This is a genomic window from Lederbergia citrisecunda, assembly GCF_018343695.1.
Taxonomy (GTDB): Bacteria; Bacillota; Bacilli; order Bacillales; family Bacillaceae_C; genus Lederbergia; species Lederbergia citrisecunda.
In genome coordinates this window covers 1404235-1421396 of the sequence record NZ_JAGYPJ010000001.1, presented here as the reverse complement: position 1 = coordinate 1421396, position 17162 = coordinate 1404235, and the positions used below count along the sequence as shown (strand labels likewise).

General features: G+C 35.6%; 14 protein-coding genes. 8 read left to right on the top strand and 6 right to left on the bottom strand.

Translation table 11 applies throughout. From position 1 onward, the window contains the following. Positions 1 to 70 precede the first annotated feature (70 nt). Positions 71 to 1021 carry a magnesium/cobalt transporter CorA gene (corA, locus tag KHA93_RS07060; RefSeq protein ID WP_213110098.1) on the top strand — a complete coding sequence of 317 codons (951 nt, stop codon included), beginning with the start codon at positions 71 to 73 and terminating at the stop codon, positions 1019 to 1021. Between the two features lie 48 nt (positions 1022 to 1069). Here the strand turns inward: corA and KHA93_RS07055 are convergent, their stop codons facing one another. Next, the gene (locus KHA93_RS07055) at positions 1070 to 1483 is read right to left on the bottom strand and encodes a VOC family protein (RefSeq protein ID WP_213110097.1); all 414 of its coding nucleotides are present in this window, start codon (positions 1481 to 1483) and stop codon (positions 1070 to 1072) included. Positions 1484 to 1535: 52 nt separating this feature from the next. Beyond that, the gene (locus tag KHA93_RS07050) at positions 1536 to 2798 is read right to left on the bottom strand and encodes an MFS transporter (protein ID WP_233711073.1); all 1263 of its coding nucleotides are present in this window, start codon (positions 2796 to 2798) and stop codon (positions 1536 to 1538) included. 103 nt (positions 2799 to 2901) lie between these two features. Here KHA93_RS07050 and KHA93_RS07045 point away from each other — a divergent pair, with 103 nt between their 5' ends. Then, positions 2902 to 3546, top strand: a complete 645-nt coding sequence (locus tag KHA93_RS07045) for an MOSC domain-containing protein (protein ID WP_213110095.1) — start codon at positions 2902 to 2904, stop codon at positions 3544 to 3546. On the opposite strand, the gene KHA93_RS07040 is transcribed toward KHA93_RS07045, so the two are convergent. Next, the gene (locus tag KHA93_RS07040; RefSeq protein ID WP_213110094.1) at positions 3541 to 4014 is read right to left on the bottom strand and encodes an Hsp20/alpha crystallin family protein; all 474 of its coding nucleotides are present in this window, start codon (positions 4012 to 4014) and stop codon (positions 3541 to 3543) included. The genes KHA93_RS07045 and KHA93_RS07040 overlap by 6 nt on opposite strands. Positions 4015 to 4526: 512 nt before the next feature. Here KHA93_RS07040 and KHA93_RS07035 point away from each other — a divergent pair. From KHA93_RS07035 to KHA93_RS07025, 3 genes are all read left to right on the top strand, one after another. Further along, on the top strand, positions 4527 to 7370 hold the full coding sequence (locus KHA93_RS07035) for a 2-oxoglutarate dehydrogenase E1 component (protein ID WP_213110093.1): 2844 nt from the start codon (positions 4527 to 4529) through the stop codon (positions 7368 to 7370). Positions 7371 to 7589: 219 nt separating this feature from the next. Continuing rightward, positions 7590 to 8840 carry a 2-oxoglutarate dehydrogenase complex dihydrolipoyllysine-residue succinyltransferase gene (gene odhB / locus KHA93_RS07030; protein WP_213110092.1) on the top strand — a complete coding sequence of 417 codons (1251 nt, stop codon included), beginning with the start codon at positions 7590 to 7592 and terminating at the stop codon, positions 8838 to 8840. Between the two features lie 914 nt (positions 8841 to 9754). Continuing rightward, entirely contained in the window at positions 9755 to 10564 is an 810-nt protein-coding gene (locus KHA93_RS07025; RefSeq protein WP_213110091.1) for a DUF2935 domain-containing protein, read from the top strand. A 68-nt stretch (positions 10565 to 10632) separates the two neighbouring features. Here the strand turns inward: KHA93_RS07025 and sda are convergent, their stop codons facing one another. Both sda and KHA93_RS07015 read right to left on the bottom strand, forming a co-directional pair. After that, a complete protein-coding gene (gene sda, locus KHA93_RS07020; protein ID WP_213110089.1) occupies positions 10633 to 10755 on the bottom strand; it encodes a sporulation histidine kinase inhibitor Sda in 123 nt (40 codons plus the stop codon). Positions 10756 to 11107: 352 nt separating this feature from the next. After that, entirely contained in the window at positions 11108 to 12592 is a 1485-nt protein-coding gene (locus tag KHA93_RS07015; RefSeq protein ID WP_213110088.1) for an aldehyde dehydrogenase family protein, read from the bottom strand. 269 nt (positions 12593 to 12861) lie between these two features. Between KHA93_RS07015 and KHA93_RS07010 the strand changes: the two genes are divergently transcribed. From KHA93_RS07010 to KHA93_RS07000, 3 genes are all read left to right on the top strand, one after another. After that, positions 12862 to 13353 carry a Rok-like winged helix domain-containing protein gene (locus KHA93_RS07010; RefSeq protein ID WP_213110087.1) on the top strand — a complete coding sequence of 164 codons (492 nt, stop codon included), beginning with the start codon at positions 12862 to 12864 and terminating at the stop codon, positions 13351 to 13353. 93 nt (positions 13354 to 13446) lie between these two features. Next, positions 13447 to 14313: an ATP-binding protein gene (locus KHA93_RS07005; protein WP_213110086.1), complete on the top strand. Its 867-nt coding sequence runs from the start codon at positions 13447 to 13449 to the stop codon at positions 14311 to 14313. Positions 14314 to 14331: 18 nt separating this feature from the next. After that, a complete protein-coding gene (locus KHA93_RS07000; RefSeq protein ID WP_213112806.1) occupies positions 14332 to 16245 on the top strand; it encodes a vWA domain-containing protein in 1914 nt (637 codons plus the stop codon). A gap of 151 nt (positions 16246 to 16396) precedes the next feature. Here the strand turns inward: KHA93_RS07000 and KHA93_RS06995 are convergent, their stop codons facing one another. Next, entirely contained in the window at positions 16397 to 17113 is a 717-nt protein-coding gene (locus KHA93_RS06995; RefSeq protein ID WP_213110085.1) for a TPM domain-containing protein, read from the bottom strand. Between the last annotated feature and the right edge of the window lie 49 nt (positions 17114 to 17162).

Here is a 17162-nt window from a genome sequence, read left to right as displayed (position 1 = left end):
CTTTAGAAGTGTGTTTCATATGTAAAAGAGTTAAAATACTTGTAACTGGCTTGAACGAATAGGAGAAACAATGATAAGATCAATTGCCATTAATAAAAATAATGAATGTCAAATGAATATTGGAATTAAGGAATTGCTTAACGGGGATTATCTTTGGTATTGGCTCGATTTTGATCGGCCAACCGAGGAGGAGATAAAATTATTAAAAAATCCGTTGCATTTTCATCCTTTGGCAATTGAAGACTGTATTAACGATATTCAAAGGCCAAAGTTAGATTATTATGATGAACACTTCTTTTTTGTTGCCCAAGCAATAAAAGAGGAATGCCTTAAAAGAGAAGAAGTCAATTTTTTCTTAAGCGAAAAATATATTGCCACTTTTCATCAAGAAAGTTCAACGGAAATAGATAAAGTTTGGGATCGTATCATCAAAGCCACGAGTATGGAGAATTGGGATCCTATTCAAGTTTTATATCATGTTCTTGATGAAATCGTTGATAATTATTTTCCTCTAGTTGAAAAAATTGAGGACGTACTAAATGATATTGACGAAAATTCTAATCGAAGACCAATGCGTCTGTTACTGCAAGATCTATATGATACAAGGCATGATTTACTATCAATTCGCCATGTCATATCGCCGATGCGGGATCTCGTATATCGAATAATAAATTCTGAACGTTTAAAAGAATTTCGTCCCAAAATGGAATATTTTACTGATATCCACAACCACTTAGTCAAATTATCTGAGATGATTGAAGAAAATCGTGAACTAACAACGGATATTCGAGATAGTTACTTATCCTTAAATGCACATCAAACAAATCGTATTATGCAAGTGCTCACCCTTATTACAACTATTTTTATGCCATTAACTTTTATTGCGGGTATTTACGGAATGAATTTTGTGAATATGCCGGAATTGCAGTTGAAGTATGGATATTTTGGAACTCTGTTTGTGATGGTGATAATAGGGAGTGGAATGTTTGTTTGGTTTAAACGGAAAGGTTGGTTTAAATAAGAAAGGATATGGGATGGTATTTTACCATCCCATATCCTATTTTTTATCTTAGCTATCGTAGCTGAATTGCCAATAAACTCCAAACTTATCTATTAATTGACCGTAGGATTTACTAAAAAAAGTTTCTTGAAGCTCCATTTTAACATTCCCATCCGCAGCCAGTTTTTTGAATGCGGTTTTCATTTCTTCTAATTTGTCACTAACAATCGCTAAGGTGATGTTATTGCCTACAGTAAAAGGCATGCCTGGCATCGTGTCGGAAAACATAACATCGCTGTCAAAAATGTTAAGACGAGCGTGTAAGACTAAATTCTTCATTTCATCCTGTAGTGGGTAATCAGGATGTGGAGGCTGATCTCCGAAAGTCATAATTTCCGGAGTTCCTAAGTTAAAAATTTGAGCGTAATATTCTACAGCTTCGCGACAATTTCCATTGAAATTCATATAAACATTAACTGCCATTCATAACACTCCTTAACATTGGTATACATTTATTATATATAAGTTTTACCAATTAATCTAATACAGGATCCATGTCAATCGCTTTTTTCTCTCTCTCCGGTTTTATTGCTTTAAACGCCAACAATGATGCAATAACACTAAGGATAGTCAACAATATAATCATGTCCGAATTCTTTCCTTTCATTAACAATGCTATGATTGGAGGTCCGGCTGCTACACCAGCAAAACGCATAGCACTAAATATAGATGTAATCGTACCACGCATTTCCTTATCAATACTTTGTGTTAAAATTGCATCCAAACAAGGAAGAGAGGCGCCTATCCCAATGCCACACAATAAAATCACTATAATTAAATATATAAATCGGTCAGAAAACATGATTGCAGCAACGCTTAAACCTGTTAAAACCATCCCCGAAAAAGTAATCCACTTCATTTTTTTTAGACTGTCTTTTATGATTTTTCCAGCAACGAAAGAGGCAATACATAAAGCAGCGAGCGGAATAGCAAGTAAAAACCCTTTTTTTACTCCATCATAACCATATTTGTCTTCAAGGATGGACGATAAATAAAAAAGAAGTCCAAACAATATAAACATAATAATCGCTCCAATAATAAAAACAGCTAATAACCATTTCCAATGTTCTGAGAAAATTTCCTTCGTATTTTTTACAAATCGACCAAAAGAAAGTTGATGGACATCATTTTTTGGCTTTCTAACAAAAACCATTATTAATAAAAATGAAATAATACAAAATACGGGAATAGCGAAAAAGGGCAAGAACCATATTACTCCAGCTATTAACGCTCCGAGAATAGGACTTAACACTTTGCCAAATGTGTTGGCAGTCTCAATTATGCCGAGTGATGAGCTGACATCTTCTTCTTTTTTGTATATGTCACCAACTAACGGAATTACAATTGGAAATGCTCCTGCAGCACCGATACCTTGAAGAATCCGTCCGATGATGATCCATGTAAATGCAGAGTCAAATTGCCATGAAGCCCAACCAGAAAGGACTCCACCAAGTCCTGCTATAATAAGTGATGGTATAATTACTATTTTCCTTCCAAATTTATCTGAAAGAAAGCCAGCTATTGGAATTAAAAAAATGGCAACAATCGAATAAACTGTAATGATTAAGCTCGATTGTAATTTAGAAATATGTAGCTGCTTTTCCATTAAAGGCAATATAGGTATAAGCATTGAATTTCCTAAAGTCATGATTAAAGGGATGGAGGCAATGGCAATAATCGACCATTTATTCGCTTTTTTTTCCTCACCATGAATATGATGTGAATCTTGTTTATTCAAAAGTTCCATCGCTATTTCCTTTCAAACATAGTAAGATTAATATTTACTTATAAGAATATTTTATCCTTTTATACATAGAGCATTTAATGGGAGGGAAGCGTAAATGAATATTAAAGCAGTGAGCATTGGAAGACCACAGTTGATCAGTAATTCAAATGGTCAAACCTTTAAATCAGGAATAAGAAAACAACCTGTACAAATGGCATTTCTTCGTAAAGGCGGTTTTGACCTTGATGGGGTTGCAGATTTACGACATCATGGCGGGGAAGACCGAGCAGTTTGTTTTTATCCATTTGAACATTATCAATGGTGGGAAGAGTGGACAGGGAAAAGCCTGACTATTCCTTCGTTTGGAGAAAATATAACAGTAACAAAAATGCTTGAAGATGATATTTGTATCGGTGACATTTATCAGGTTGGAGATACGATTATACAAATTACCCAAGGTCGTATTCCATGTGTCACAATCGATCGATCTAATGGAATTAAAGGAATGCTAAGTGAAATTATTCAGACTGGAAAAACAGGATATTTTGCGAGAGTGCTTCAGGAAGGGGAAATCAAACCTGATTTAGAGCTAAAGCTTCAAGAGCGCCCTAATCCAGGTTTGAATATTTCAGTTCTTCATCGATTATTTTTTCACGAACGTCAAAATTATGAGGAAATATTAGGGGTTGTTGCCGTTCCTGAACTAGCAAATGATATGAGGGAAAAATTTGAAAAACTACTTCCATCAAAGAGACTATAATTTTTCTGAAACTGTGATCTCGGTATATTGTAGATCATCACTTTTTGGAATTTTAATTTCTAATATTTGATTTTTTACTTGAGCGGTTGCTCCTTTTTTTTTGACAAGACTAGGTAATGTAATTACTTGTTTAGCTCCATCACCTTGTAAATTTTCAATAATAGCCTGGTTTGATGTGTGGAAGATCCTTAATTGACTTAATGAAACATTTTCGGGTAATCGTAACCTTACAAATACATCATCAAAAGTTTCGAACACTCGTGCGGTTATTTCATTTTGGGATGTTTGCTGATGATCGTTATCATTATTATTATTATTCATCTGTGGTGAAACCATATTATCCATTGGAGTATTTTTCATAAGTTTTTTCATCATATCATTTACATATGAGTGAACGTCCGAAGGATTCAATTGTTCTGTTAACTTTTTAATATCCTCATTAAAAGGAAACATCCCCCATGGAAACATAATTCTCACTCCAACTTGAATTTCTTAGAATAAGTTGTATATAAGCCTATATTTTTAAATATAGGCTTTTCCTGTCCCGCCTCGGCACTATCGACTAGCCAATTTTTTGTCCTTTTCTCTTGCGTAAGTCAACATCGACTCGTTCCTAGTCGTGTTTCCTTTATCGCAAGTTGTGACCTGTAGTTTGTAAGTCGATGGCCATTGAGCTTACTCTTTTCTAATACAATATATGCGGAAGTAGGCGGAGGTGGGAATCATGATGAAAAACAATCAAGCAAAACCGTTGGATTTTTTAAGCAATCATAGTAAGATTGATATGGTTAAAAGGCAATAAAATCAAATCAATAATTTTCATTCGACAAAAATAGCTAAAATAGGATGGAAAATCACATTTAGTCTTTATATTAAGGTTAGTCAGTGATAAAATGGAGATTGTGAGCTTTTTACGAAAATATTATGAATAATATTTGAAAAACAAAAATTATGGTTGAAATGGTGGAGGCGTATCATTAATGAGTAAAAAGGCTTCATTTCAAGGGACACCTTGGCATAATTTTTCGGGTCCTAACCTAGGTTATGTTATTGAAGTATATGAGCAATATCTTATAGATCCAGATAGTGTTGAACCAGATTTGAAACAACTTTTTGATCAATGGGGTGCACCTGCTTCTAATGCTGAAGAAGAGTCAACAATGGGGCAAGCTGACGTTTCATTCCAGCTTCCAGCAAACCCAAATTTATTTAGTAAGATTGTTGCAGCAGTTAAGCTTGCGGATAATATTCGAACATACGGTCATTTAGCTGCGGATATTAATCCATTAGACGATAAAGAAAAAGAAAATAGACGAATCCAGCTTTCAGAATACAATTTAACGGAAGAAGATCTGAAACTTGTACCTGCATCTTTCATTTCACCAAATGCACCTTCAGATTTAAAAAATGGTCTAGATGCGATTAACCATTTGAAAAAAGTATACACGAAAAAATTAGCGTTCGAGTACCATCAAGTGCATGAGCTGGAAGAGAAAAACTGGTTGCAGCAACAAATTGAATCAGAAAGCTTCTACCCGTCATTAACAAACGAAGAACGAATCAATTTATTAAATCGATTAGCGGAAGTTGAAGGATTTGAAAAGTTTCTACATAGAACATTCGTAGGCCAAAAGCGTTTTTCGATTGAAGGTGTAGACACTCTCGTCCCTTTAATGGATCGAATTATTAGCTTGACGGTTGAAACCGGAACAAGAACAGTCAATATTGGTATGGCTCACCGCGGTCGTTTAAATGTGTTAGCGCATGTATTGGAAAAGCCATATAAAATGATTTTTTCTGAATTCCAACACGCTCCTAATAAAGATATGATTCCATCTGAAGGTTCTATTGGAATTACGTATGGATGGACTGGGGATGTGAAGTATCATTTAGGTGCTGATCGCAGAGTGAACCGTGGTAGCACTGCAAACACGAGAATTACACTTGCTAATAATCCAAGTCACCTTGAAGTGGTTGGGCCAGTTGTAGATGGTTACACACGTGCAGCTCAAGAAAATCGTAATAAACCTGGTTATCCTGAACAAGACTTTGCCAGTTGTCTAGCAATTTCGGTTCACGGAGATGCAGCTTTTCCTGGAGAGGGAATTACTCAAGAAACCTTGAACATGGGTCAATTAAATGGGTATAACACTGGTGGAACAATCCATATAATCGCAAATAATAGGATTGGATTCACAACAGAAAGTTCAGATTCACGTTCGACGAAATATGCATCAGATATCGCAAAAGGATTCGAAATTCCAATTGTTCACGTGAATGCTGATGATCCAGAAGCAGTATTCGCTGCAGCTATCTTAGCTTATAATTACAGACAAAAATTCAGTAAAGATTTTGTTATCGATTTAATAGGTTATAGACGCTTTGGTCATAATGAAATGGATGAGCCAATGGTTACAAACCCATTAATGTACAATATCGTTAAAAGCCATCCAACTGTGAAAGAAATTTATGCAGACCGTTTAATATCTAAAGGAATCATTACTAAAGAAGACGCAGTAAAAATCGATAATACTATTCAAGAAAAATTGCAAAAAGAATATGATGGGGTCGTTGCAAATAAGGAAGAAGACCAGGATATTGCAATGGAACCACCGGAATACATTATGAATGGGTTACAGCAATATAATACAAGCGTTGAAACAGAAGAATTAAAAACAATCAATAATGAATTATTGCAATGGCCAGATAATTTTAATGTGTTCCAAAAGCTTAGTCGTATTTTAAAAAGAAGAGAAAATATTTTTGATACAGATGGCAAAATTGAATGGGCGCATGCTGAGTCTCTAGCATTCGGTTCTATTTTAAAAGATGGTACTCCAATCCGTTTCACTGGTCAGGATTCCCAACGAGGAACATTTGCTCAAAGAAACCTTGTATTGCATGATGAAAAGACAGGCGAAGAATTTATTCCTTTGCATCATCTTTCTGGTGTTAATTCTTCATTTGTCGTGTACAACAGTCCTTTGACAGAGGCAGCGGTAGTTGGTTTTGAATACGGATATAACGTGTTTGCTCCAGAAACACTCGTTATTTGGGAAGCTCAGTTTGGTGATTTTGCAAATATGGCTCAAGTATATTTTGACCAATTTATTTCATCTGGCCGCGCTAAATGGGGGCAAAAATCAGGCTTAGTGATGTTGCTTCCTCACGGATACGAAGGTCAAGGGCCAGAACATTCAAGCGGAAGAGTTGAAAGATTCCTTCAAAGCGCAGCAGAAAATAACTGGACGGTTGCGAATTTATCAACATCTGCTCAGTATTTCCATCTATTAAGAAGACAGGCTGCAACACTTGGATCTGATGGAGTAAAACCACTCGTCATCATGACACCTAAGAGTCTACTAAGACACCCACTTGCTTCATCAAATTTTGATGAGCTAACAGAAGGTAGCTTCCAGCAAGTGATTGAACAAAAAGGTCTAGGACAAAATAAAGATGCAGTAGAACGAATTGTTCTTTGTAGTGGAAAAATTGCGATTGATCTTGAGGAACATTTAAAGAATGATTCCGATATGGATTGGCTTCATATTTTACGAGTAGAACAATTATATCCATTCCCTAAAAAAGAAGTCGAAAATATCTTAACTCGTTATCCAAACTTAAAAGAACTAGTTTGGGTACAGGAAGAACCAAAAAATATGGGTGGATGGATGCATGTAGATCCGTATTTAAGAGAAGTTGCTCCTAAAGGGGTAGACGTAAAATACGCTGGAAGAAGAAGACGCTCTAGTCCTTCTGAAGGAGATCCAACCATTCATAAAAAAGAACAAAATCGCATTATTCAAGAAGCAATAAGAAAATAATTGAATTAAGAATAATAGCAAAAATTGATAAGATTGGAATAGCTTAATTCAGCAAAATCTTCTATTGTGTGGAGAAAAAATTAAAACATAGAGGAGTCTAGATTGCTGAATTAAGCTAAAGCCTATGGCTGTCTTCTCAGATTTTTACGGAATTAGGATTGAAAAAAAATTTTGACTAATTTTTGCCTAGGCGGCACTGATATTAGAGGAGGATTTAAAGTGGCTGAAATTAAAGTACCTGAATTAGCAGAATCGATTACGGAAGGTACAATCGCGCAATGGCTCAAACAACCAGGTGATCATGTTGAAAAGGGAGAATATATCGTTGAACTTGAAACTGATAAAGTTAACGTAGAAGTAATCTCCGAAGAATCAGGTATTGTTAAAGAATTGAAAGCAGCGGAAGGCGATACAGTTCAAGTAGGTGAAGTTATTGCTATCGTCGAAGCAGGTGGAGAACAACCTACAGAAGCGCAGCCTACTGCAGAGCCAGTGAAAGCTGAAGCTGTGGCTGAAGAACCACAAAAAGAACAAGCACAATCTCCAGTAGAAACTGAGAAAAAAGATCGACCTATCGCTTCACCAGCAGCTCGTAAACTGGCAAGAGAAAAAGGGATCGATTTAAGTGAAGTTCCAACTGTTGATCCACTTGGCCGTGTTAGAAAACAAGATATTACATCTTATTCAAATCAGCCGCAACAGCCTGTACAACAAGCAGCAGCGACACCTAAAGCTGCTCCAGCTGCAGCTGTTACTCAAGAAGAAGGCAAGCCAGTTGAGCGTGTTCGTTTATCAAGACGTCGCCAAACAATTGCTAAAAGACTAGTTGAAGTTCAACAAAACGCAGCTATGTTAACAACTTTCAATGAAATAGATATGACTGCTGTAATGGAATTACGTAAGCGTAAAAAAGATAAATTCTATGAAGAACATGATGTTCGACTTGGATTTATGTCATTTTTCACTAAAGCAGTTGTAGCTGCATTGAAAAAATATCCTGCTGTTAACTCTGAACTTCAAGGCGACGAGCTAGTACTAAAAAAATTCTATGATATCGGTGTTGCCGTTTCGACTGAAGAAGGGCTAGTTGTTCCTGTTATTCGTGATTGTGACCGTAAAAACTTTGCAGAAATCGAAGCAGATATTTTAGGCGTAGCTAAAAAAGCAAGAGATAATAAACTAGCTTTAAGTGATTTACAAGGTGGAACCTTTACGATTACGAATGGCGGAGTTTTTGGATCTTTACTATCCACTCCAATCTTAAACGGATCACAAGTAGGTATTCTCGGTATGCATACCATTCAAACTAGACCTGTTGCTATTGATGCAGAACGTATGGAAAATCGCCCAATGATGTATGTAGCTCTTTCTTACGATCACAGAGTCATTGATGGTAAGGAAGCAGTCGGATTCCTCGTAACGGTTAAAAAATTATTAGAAAATCCTGAAGACCTATTATTAGAAAGTTAATAAATAACAAAAACGACCGTGTACGCGGTCGTTTTTTTTGTGGATAAAATGAACGCATTAATACATGCGGCGAGTGTGAATCAGAACCTTAGCTCGATTTTGTATATTCGGTCTTAATCCATCTATAGGTATTCGTTAGCTGAGATCCTAATGAGAACTATATTGAAACCCTTGCAGATAGTGAATCGAGACAGAAAGATGATATTAATTGGATATCTGTCTCGATTGGCAATGAATCAGGACAGAACTATGATATTAATTGGATATCTGTCTAGATTGGAAGTGAACCAGGACAGAACTATGATATTAATTGGATATCTGTCTAGATTGGAAGTGAACCAGGACAGAACTATGATATTAATTGGATATCTGTCTCGATTGGCAATGAATCAGGACAGAACTACGATATTTATTGGATATCTGTCTCGATAGGCAATGAATCATGACAGAACTATGATATTAATTGGATATCTGTCTCGATTGGAAGTGAACCAGGACAGAACTATGATATTAATTGGATATCTGTCTCGATTGGAAGTGAACCAGGACAGAACTATGATATTAATTGGATATCTGTCTCGATTGGCAATGAATCGGGACAGAACTACGATAATTATAGGATTACTGTCTCGATTGGAAGTGAACCAGGACAGAACTACGATATTTATTGGATATCAGTCTCGACTGGAAGTGAATCTGGACAGAACGACGATATTTTTTGGATTTCAGTCTTGATTGGAAGTGAATCGAAACAGAACTACAACATTTAAGGATTTTTATCTCGATTTCACTTAATAACTTTGTAAATTCATTGCTCATTATTTTAAAGATAGTCTCCAGAAAAAATTGTTTTCATGAAATGTGAGGGATGGGGAATATGCTGAATTGAATGCAAATATGAGGAGGGTGTTGTTTTGTCTTTGACATTAAATGAGTTGAAATTTGAACATGAATTTTGGCTGCAAATTCTTGGCGATCATTCTAGATTTATTTTGGATTCATTAGCTCCATCTGAAACAAAAGATATAGAGTTGGCTCAAAAGTTCAAGAATACGTTTGACCAATTATTAGCTCAAGCAAGACAATTAACAAATATTGAAGAAGCTATTATCTTAACTGCTAACGCGAAAGCTGCAACAATCGAGTTAAAAAAGTTTAAATTATCTTTACTTGAAAAACTTTTGTTTAAAAAAATCAAATTTCATTTATCATCCTCGTTTGTTAATCATATGGTCAATGAGCTGGAAGAATATGAGAGGCTCTTTGGATATTTTTTGAACAAGGAATCTCCACCGATTTCGCATGAATTACATCATCATTTACTATGGCTTAGTGACGCGGCGGGGCATGCGGGAGCTATTCAGGATCAGTTGGATGCTACTGAAAAAATGCTAAAAAAAGAAAGTGCCACTTTTCTAAAGGACTTTGAGCATCTTTATTTAAAAGCTGTTGAGTTTGCAGGCTACCTTCGTACTCACATTTACCAGTTTCCAGCTCTTTCACGATTAAATAGTGAAGCAAAGTTGGAAATCCAAGCCTTTCAAATATTTTTAAATGAAATAATGGAACTGGAAATTTCAGAAGAAGTTTTGGGGACGTTTCAAGCATTAATGGCGGATCATATGTTTAGGGAAGAATGTTATTACTTAACAAAATTAGCTCAATCCACAAATTCAACGGAACCTGACTGTGATCCTACTTCACCTAGAATTAACGAGCAGTAAAAAAGCGTGCACATAAAGGCACGCATAATCTCAATCTTAAAGTTTCATAGAGAATTACTATAAATCTATTATAGTTTTAAACCACGCTTTTTCATTTCCGATTTTAATAATTTTATCCATTCACTCTCATGCTCATTCTTTTTAGCGTCTCGATAGGCAGCAACTAGCAATTCATTACTCATAATTTTCATGCCAGAAAAAAACCTCCTCGTGAATTTGGATTATTCTCTATATATGGTTTATTGTACCCTTTATTTTGTAAAAAAGAAAGCGATAACAATAAAAAAGAAGAAATACAGTTCTTTTTTAAACTGTATTTCTTCTATTCTTATGCTTTAGGACATTATATATTGTTTCCGTTTAACTTAAGCAGGCAGCGCCTAGCAAACTTATTGTTTCTTCCTACGATAAGTCAACAACGACTCGCCTATATAGGCTCGAACATATGTCATTTATCTCAGTCGAATGCCAAAGAAGGACCGTAGACGGACTCACTTCCTGTAAGCCTGTACGTCGATAAGTAAGGCGCTTGCGCTTTTCTTATTAGTTCATTGAAATCCAAATACTTTTTACTTCTGTATAATTTTCGAGTGCGTAGGAACCCATTTCGCGGCCAATTCCTGATTGTTTGTACCCACCAAATGGTGAAGCTGCATCAAACACATTGTAACAATTGACCCATACGGTACCTGCTCGAAGTCGGTTTGCAATATAGTGTGCGTTGGCTACATCGCGTGTCCATACTCCTGCTGCAAGACCATAATCGCTATTGTTAGCTCTCTTGATTACTTCATCTAAATCTTCATATGGAAGGGCAGAAATGACTGGTCCAAATATTTCTTCCTTTGCAATCGTCATCTCATCATTAACATCTGCAAAAATGGTTGGTTCAACAAAAAATCCTTCTTCGCGCGGTTTTTGTCCCCCTATTAACAATTCGGCACCTTCATTTATTCCTTTTTCTATATAGTTCAATACACGATTTTGTTGTTCTGCTGAGACTAAAGGGCCCATTTGTGTATTTTCATCAAGTCCCGCTCCTTGTCTAATATTTTGAGCATGGGACGTCATATCAGCTACTACATTATCAAAATGCTTTTTCTGTATAAAAACACGTGAACCAGCACAGCATACTTGTCCTTGGTTAAACATAACACCGTTTAATGCACCTGGAATGGCACGTGTCAGATCTGCATCTGGTAAAATGATGTTTGGAGATTTTCCTCCAAGCTCGAGCGTTACCCTCTTTAGAGTATTAGATGCTCTCTGCATAATGAGTTTTCCAACTTCTGTCGAACCAGTGAAGGCAATTTTATCAACCTGAGGGTGATCAACTAACGCTTGTCCGGCAGTTTCACCGAATCCAGGAATGATATTTACAACTCCCTCGGGAAATCCTGTTTCATCAATTAATTCAGCTAAAAATAATGCTGAAAGTGGAGTCTGTTCCGCTGGCTTTAGTACGACAGTACAACCAGTGGCAAGAGCTGCACCAAGTTTCCACATCGCCATTAATAGAGGGAAATTCCATGGTATGATTTGACCGACAACTCCAACAGCTTCATGACGTGTGTAATTGAAATAAGGGCCAGGAACTGGGATTGTTTGCCCAGTAATTTTCGTTGCCCAGCCAGCATAATACCTCATATGATCAATAGCAAGTGGAATATCGGCATTTGTAGTTTCTTGAATTGGCTTACCATTATCAAGAGTTTCCAATTGTGCCAGGGCTTCTTTATTTTCTTCCATTAAATCTGCAAGTTTATACATTAGGCGACTTCTCTCTGAAGCACTCATTTTTGACCATGGTCCATTATCAAAAGCATTTCTTGCTGCCTTAACGGCACGGTTCACATCTTCCTGTTCCGCTTCATATAAAGTTGCTAGAGTTTCACCAGTAGCGGGGTTGGGTGTTTCAAATGTTTTGCCTGATGCACTTTCTACAAACGTACCGTTAATAAACAACTTTTTCGTCCCTTGTAAAAACTTTTGCACCTTTTCATTTACTTCCACTGTCAATTGGCTCATTGAATACCTCCTAAAATTTTTATAATTTTGTAGAGAGATTCTAAGTTTGACGGCTAACAATCTCTATTCTATTAGTCACACTCAATAAATACAACTAATACTTTCTGATAATTACAAACATTATTTTATGTTTTTATGCAATCCTCGACATTTTCCTTCAATTAACAGATAAAAATAGTTTTTTTACACTCTTTACTATTATCACTAATGTCAACTATAATTAAAAATAAATATTCAATATAGAAAGTTTATCGTGAGGGGGCGGGAAAATGTTTAATGAAAGACTTGCTTTAAAGATGAGATTGGAACAAATGAAAGATGCTGAAGAGCAACTACTTTCAAAATTTCAATTAGAAAGAGATGCAATTTTCAATAGACTTAGAGAACTAGATTCTCTCTCAGAACGAGAGACGACAGCTACAGAAAAAGTTCATTATATAGACTCTCATACGATCGATGCGCCTTCCAACATCATAGAAACTGCTCCCAAAGCTAGAAAAGGTCGGCCTTCTAGAAGAAGTAAAACGACTAAGATGAGAGAATCGGCTATAATGATATTGAAAGAACAAGATGCACCTATTAGAGGATCGGTTTTACAGAAGGAAATTGAAGAAAGAACAGGATTTAGGATTGCTAATATGACTACGTTCATGAATACGATTAAAAAAACGGATGATAATATTATGAAATTAGGCAGAGGTTTATACTATTATCAAAAGAGTCATTTGATTCGTAGTAATGAAACAAGAATACTAGGTTGAGATAGACTACAATAACGCTAAAAGCTTGCTGATCTGCAAGCTTTTTTATATGTTTATGTATGTGAAGTTAAAGATTAGAAAGGAAACATCATTATGAACATTCCAGCTGAAATAAAAAACTTAATTGAAGAACGTCAAATAGCCTTTTCAAATACTGAAAAACAAGTACCTTTAAAAGGTGGCTTTATCTCCGCAAATGATTATATTTTAACAGATGCGTTAATAGCTTTATCATTAGGAAAAAATGTGCTTCTAAAAGGTCCGACTGGATCTGGGAAAACAAAATTGGCTGAAACACTTTCAAATATTTTCAAGCAGCCGATGCATAGCATAAATTGCTCAGTTGATATGGATGCTGAGGCGTTGCTTGGTTTTAAAACGATTGGTCAAGAAAATGGTAAAAATACGATTGAATTCGTTCCAGGTCCTGTCATCAAGGCGATGAATCAAGGTCATTTATTATATATAGATGAAATCAATATGGCAAAACCTGAAACTTTGCCAATATTAAATAGTGTATTGGATTATCGACGAATGGTTTTTAATCCCTTCACCGGTACCGTTGAAAAGGCAATTAATCATTTCGGAGTCATTGCGGCTATTAACGAAGGATATATTGGCACAGTACCACTAAACGAAGCGTTAAAAAATCGATTTGTCGTAATAGAAGTACCGTATGTTCAGGGGAATACTTTAAAAGAAGTTCTCTCCAATGAAAGCATATTAAAGGATAATACAAAGATCGAGAAGTTTGTAATGTTATCAGAAGATCTTATTACTCAAGTCCGAAATGGCCAAATTCCGGAAGAAGCTGCTTCGATTAGAGCTTTAATTGATACATGCGACTTAGCTACGTATATGCCACCATTACGTGCAGTCCAAAGAGGAATTGCAGATAAATTGGAAGAAGAAAGGGAAAAAGCCGCTGTGATGAACATTGCGCAAACCTTATTTGTATAGGTGGTGACATATGTGAATATGTATCGATTTATCGATTTTAATGATGAGAAAATAGATTCTTTATTATTAATGGAATTGGCAGATTTGACAAAGACGTTAACGAAAGACAAAGAATACAATACAGAATTCCGAGTCCACTCCTATATCAGTAAAGTTGAAAAGAAAATATATGTTAGTCATTTTTGGAATCATCGCCCCGAAATGATTATGAGAGCGGCCATGAAGAGTGATGTTTTTTTAAGAGCACAAGGGAATATGTATTATACAGATGATCAAGTAGTTGTACAATATGGAAAATGGTGTGAAACGACATATATTCCGCGATTTGCGAAGCAGCTTTTTGCACTTGCTGAAGATATAAGAATAGAAGAGCTTTGTAAAAAAGCTCGTCCGGGCATGGGGAAAGAATTTCAAATTAGACGTGATGTTTACAATACTTATTTTGAAACTCAATTGAAAGTAAATAGAGAAAGAAGCCTTTTTCTAGATGCTATATTTAACCTCATCTATTTAATGATGAATAGTGATTCGCTTTACTTCTCTATGCCGGAATTACATGAGAATCTGGATTCTTTAATGTCCTTAACGAGAAATAGAGTTGAACGTTTTTATGATGCCTTATCTTCTACTGAAATAGCAGAAATTTGTAAGTCGATTGTCATGTTATTGGAAAATAATATAAGTAGGGATATGGTGAATGATTATTTCCACCTATATCTTCAACCAATTGAAAAACAAGACATGATGTACAATGATTTGTTAAGAAAAGACCCTCTCGTTAACGATGATCAAGCAGATGAAAACAGTAGTGGGGGAGAAGATATTTTTGAGGAAGAACTAAAAACATGGCATCGTGAGACAGAGACGCCAGGTGATTCGTTTCTTCAATTTGATTTAGATCAAGGCACAAAAACAGATATGTTAACAAATGATGCAAGAGAAGGGGAGGCAGGAGACCAAGCTCTTGCCATCGTTCAAGGATCAGCTAAAAAAACGACTAACAAGGATTTTTCAACATTAGAGGTTAGGGATAAAAAAGATACGGAAAGTGCTAGAAGCAATGCACCATATGGAGCAGAAAATAAAAACGCTGAGGCGATCTTTTTAACTAAAGTGCTACCTACTAGCAAACATATATCAAATTACTATGTAATAAAAAATAAAGTGCAGCTTTATCAAAAAAGATTAAAAAAATCGATCGATTTAACATTAGAGCATAAAAAGACGTTGCCGCGTTCTGATTTACAATTCGGAAAACTAAATAAAAAGTTAATCAGATTCTTTACTGAGGAACAGCCTCGACTTTTTTATAAAAAAACGGATGAGTCAAAGGATATTGACGCTGTTTTTAGTTTACTCGTAGATTGTTCTGCATCAATGGAAGATAAAATGACCGAAACGAAAAAAGGAATTATTCTGTTTCATGAGGCTTTAAAATCCGTAAGAGTTCCTCATGAAGTTACAGGATTTTGGGAAGATGCAAACGAATCTTCCTCAATGAAGCAACCGAATTATTTTAAAAGAGTGATTGATTTTACTACATCATTAATTCCGCAATCTGGTCCGGAAATTATGGAGCTTGAACCTCAAGAGGATAATCGCGATGGTTTCGCCATCAGAATAATGAGTGAGAGATTATTAAAGAGACTTGAAAAACAAAAATTTTTAATCATATTTTCAGACGGAGAGCCTGCTGCATATGGCTATAACCAAAATGGTATAGTGGACACTCATGCAGCTGTTACAGAGGCACGGAAAAGAGGAATTGAGGTTTTCAATATTTTCCTTTCTCAACATGGAGTGGGGGATGAACAAAGAAAGGTATTTCAAAATATTTATGGTCCGTACAGTTTAGTTGCTCCAACTGTTGCAGAGTTGCCTGACTTGTTGCTTCCATTACTGAAAAAGCTACTTTTAAAGTCAATAATTTAAGGCTGTCTTAAAGACAGCCTTAGTTTTTAAACAATATAATTCAAAAGCCCATTCAGACTAGTTCAAACCTATTATCTTTCAATGTGCAAATCGATCAGTGGAGAGTAGTTGGGGTGCCGAATTAAAGCAAAGTTAGCCAACAGTATGACCCTCACATCTTTGAACGGAGCTTTCGAGTAAGTTTCCATAATGTTCGAATAATCACAGCAATCATTCTTAAAATGGTTAAGATAATGGCGCTTTTTAAAAATCGATAATCTAAATAAATGATTCCAAGAAAAATAAATATATATATAATCATCAACAAACGACTTTTTCCTTCATCATAACCATATTCGAAACTTTCTGTTTTTACTTGCTTTTTGATTCCATATTCATCCGCAACTTCATTAAATAGTTTTTTATATGTATTGGAAATAGCTTGTGACAGTTCACCTTCTTCTAAGTAAGGCAATGCGTGGGTGTCAATAATTTTTCCTACTACTTTATCGTTCAACTTATCCTTTAAATCAGACCCAACCTCTATATAAATTTTACGGTCACTTAAAGCAAACAGCATTAGGACGCCATTATTCTCATTTCCACTTCCTAATTCATATTTTTCAAAAGCTGCAGTAGCATATTCTTCCACTGGAACATTTTCAAGTGAATCGACCGTTAACACGACAATTTGCACTTCGGACTCCTTGTCCATAAATGTACCAAGTTTAATTAAGTCATTTTTTTGCTTGGAAGTTAAAATATTTGCAAAATCCTGCACATAAATATTTCCGGCAGGTTCAGGTACTGATGCTGCATATGAATGGTTGCTTGTAAGAATCGTTGCTGCACAAAAGAATAAGATAAAAAGGAGATGTACCTTTTTCATCAATCCCCATCCCTTCAAGAACAATATGTTTATTTTATAATATCAATCG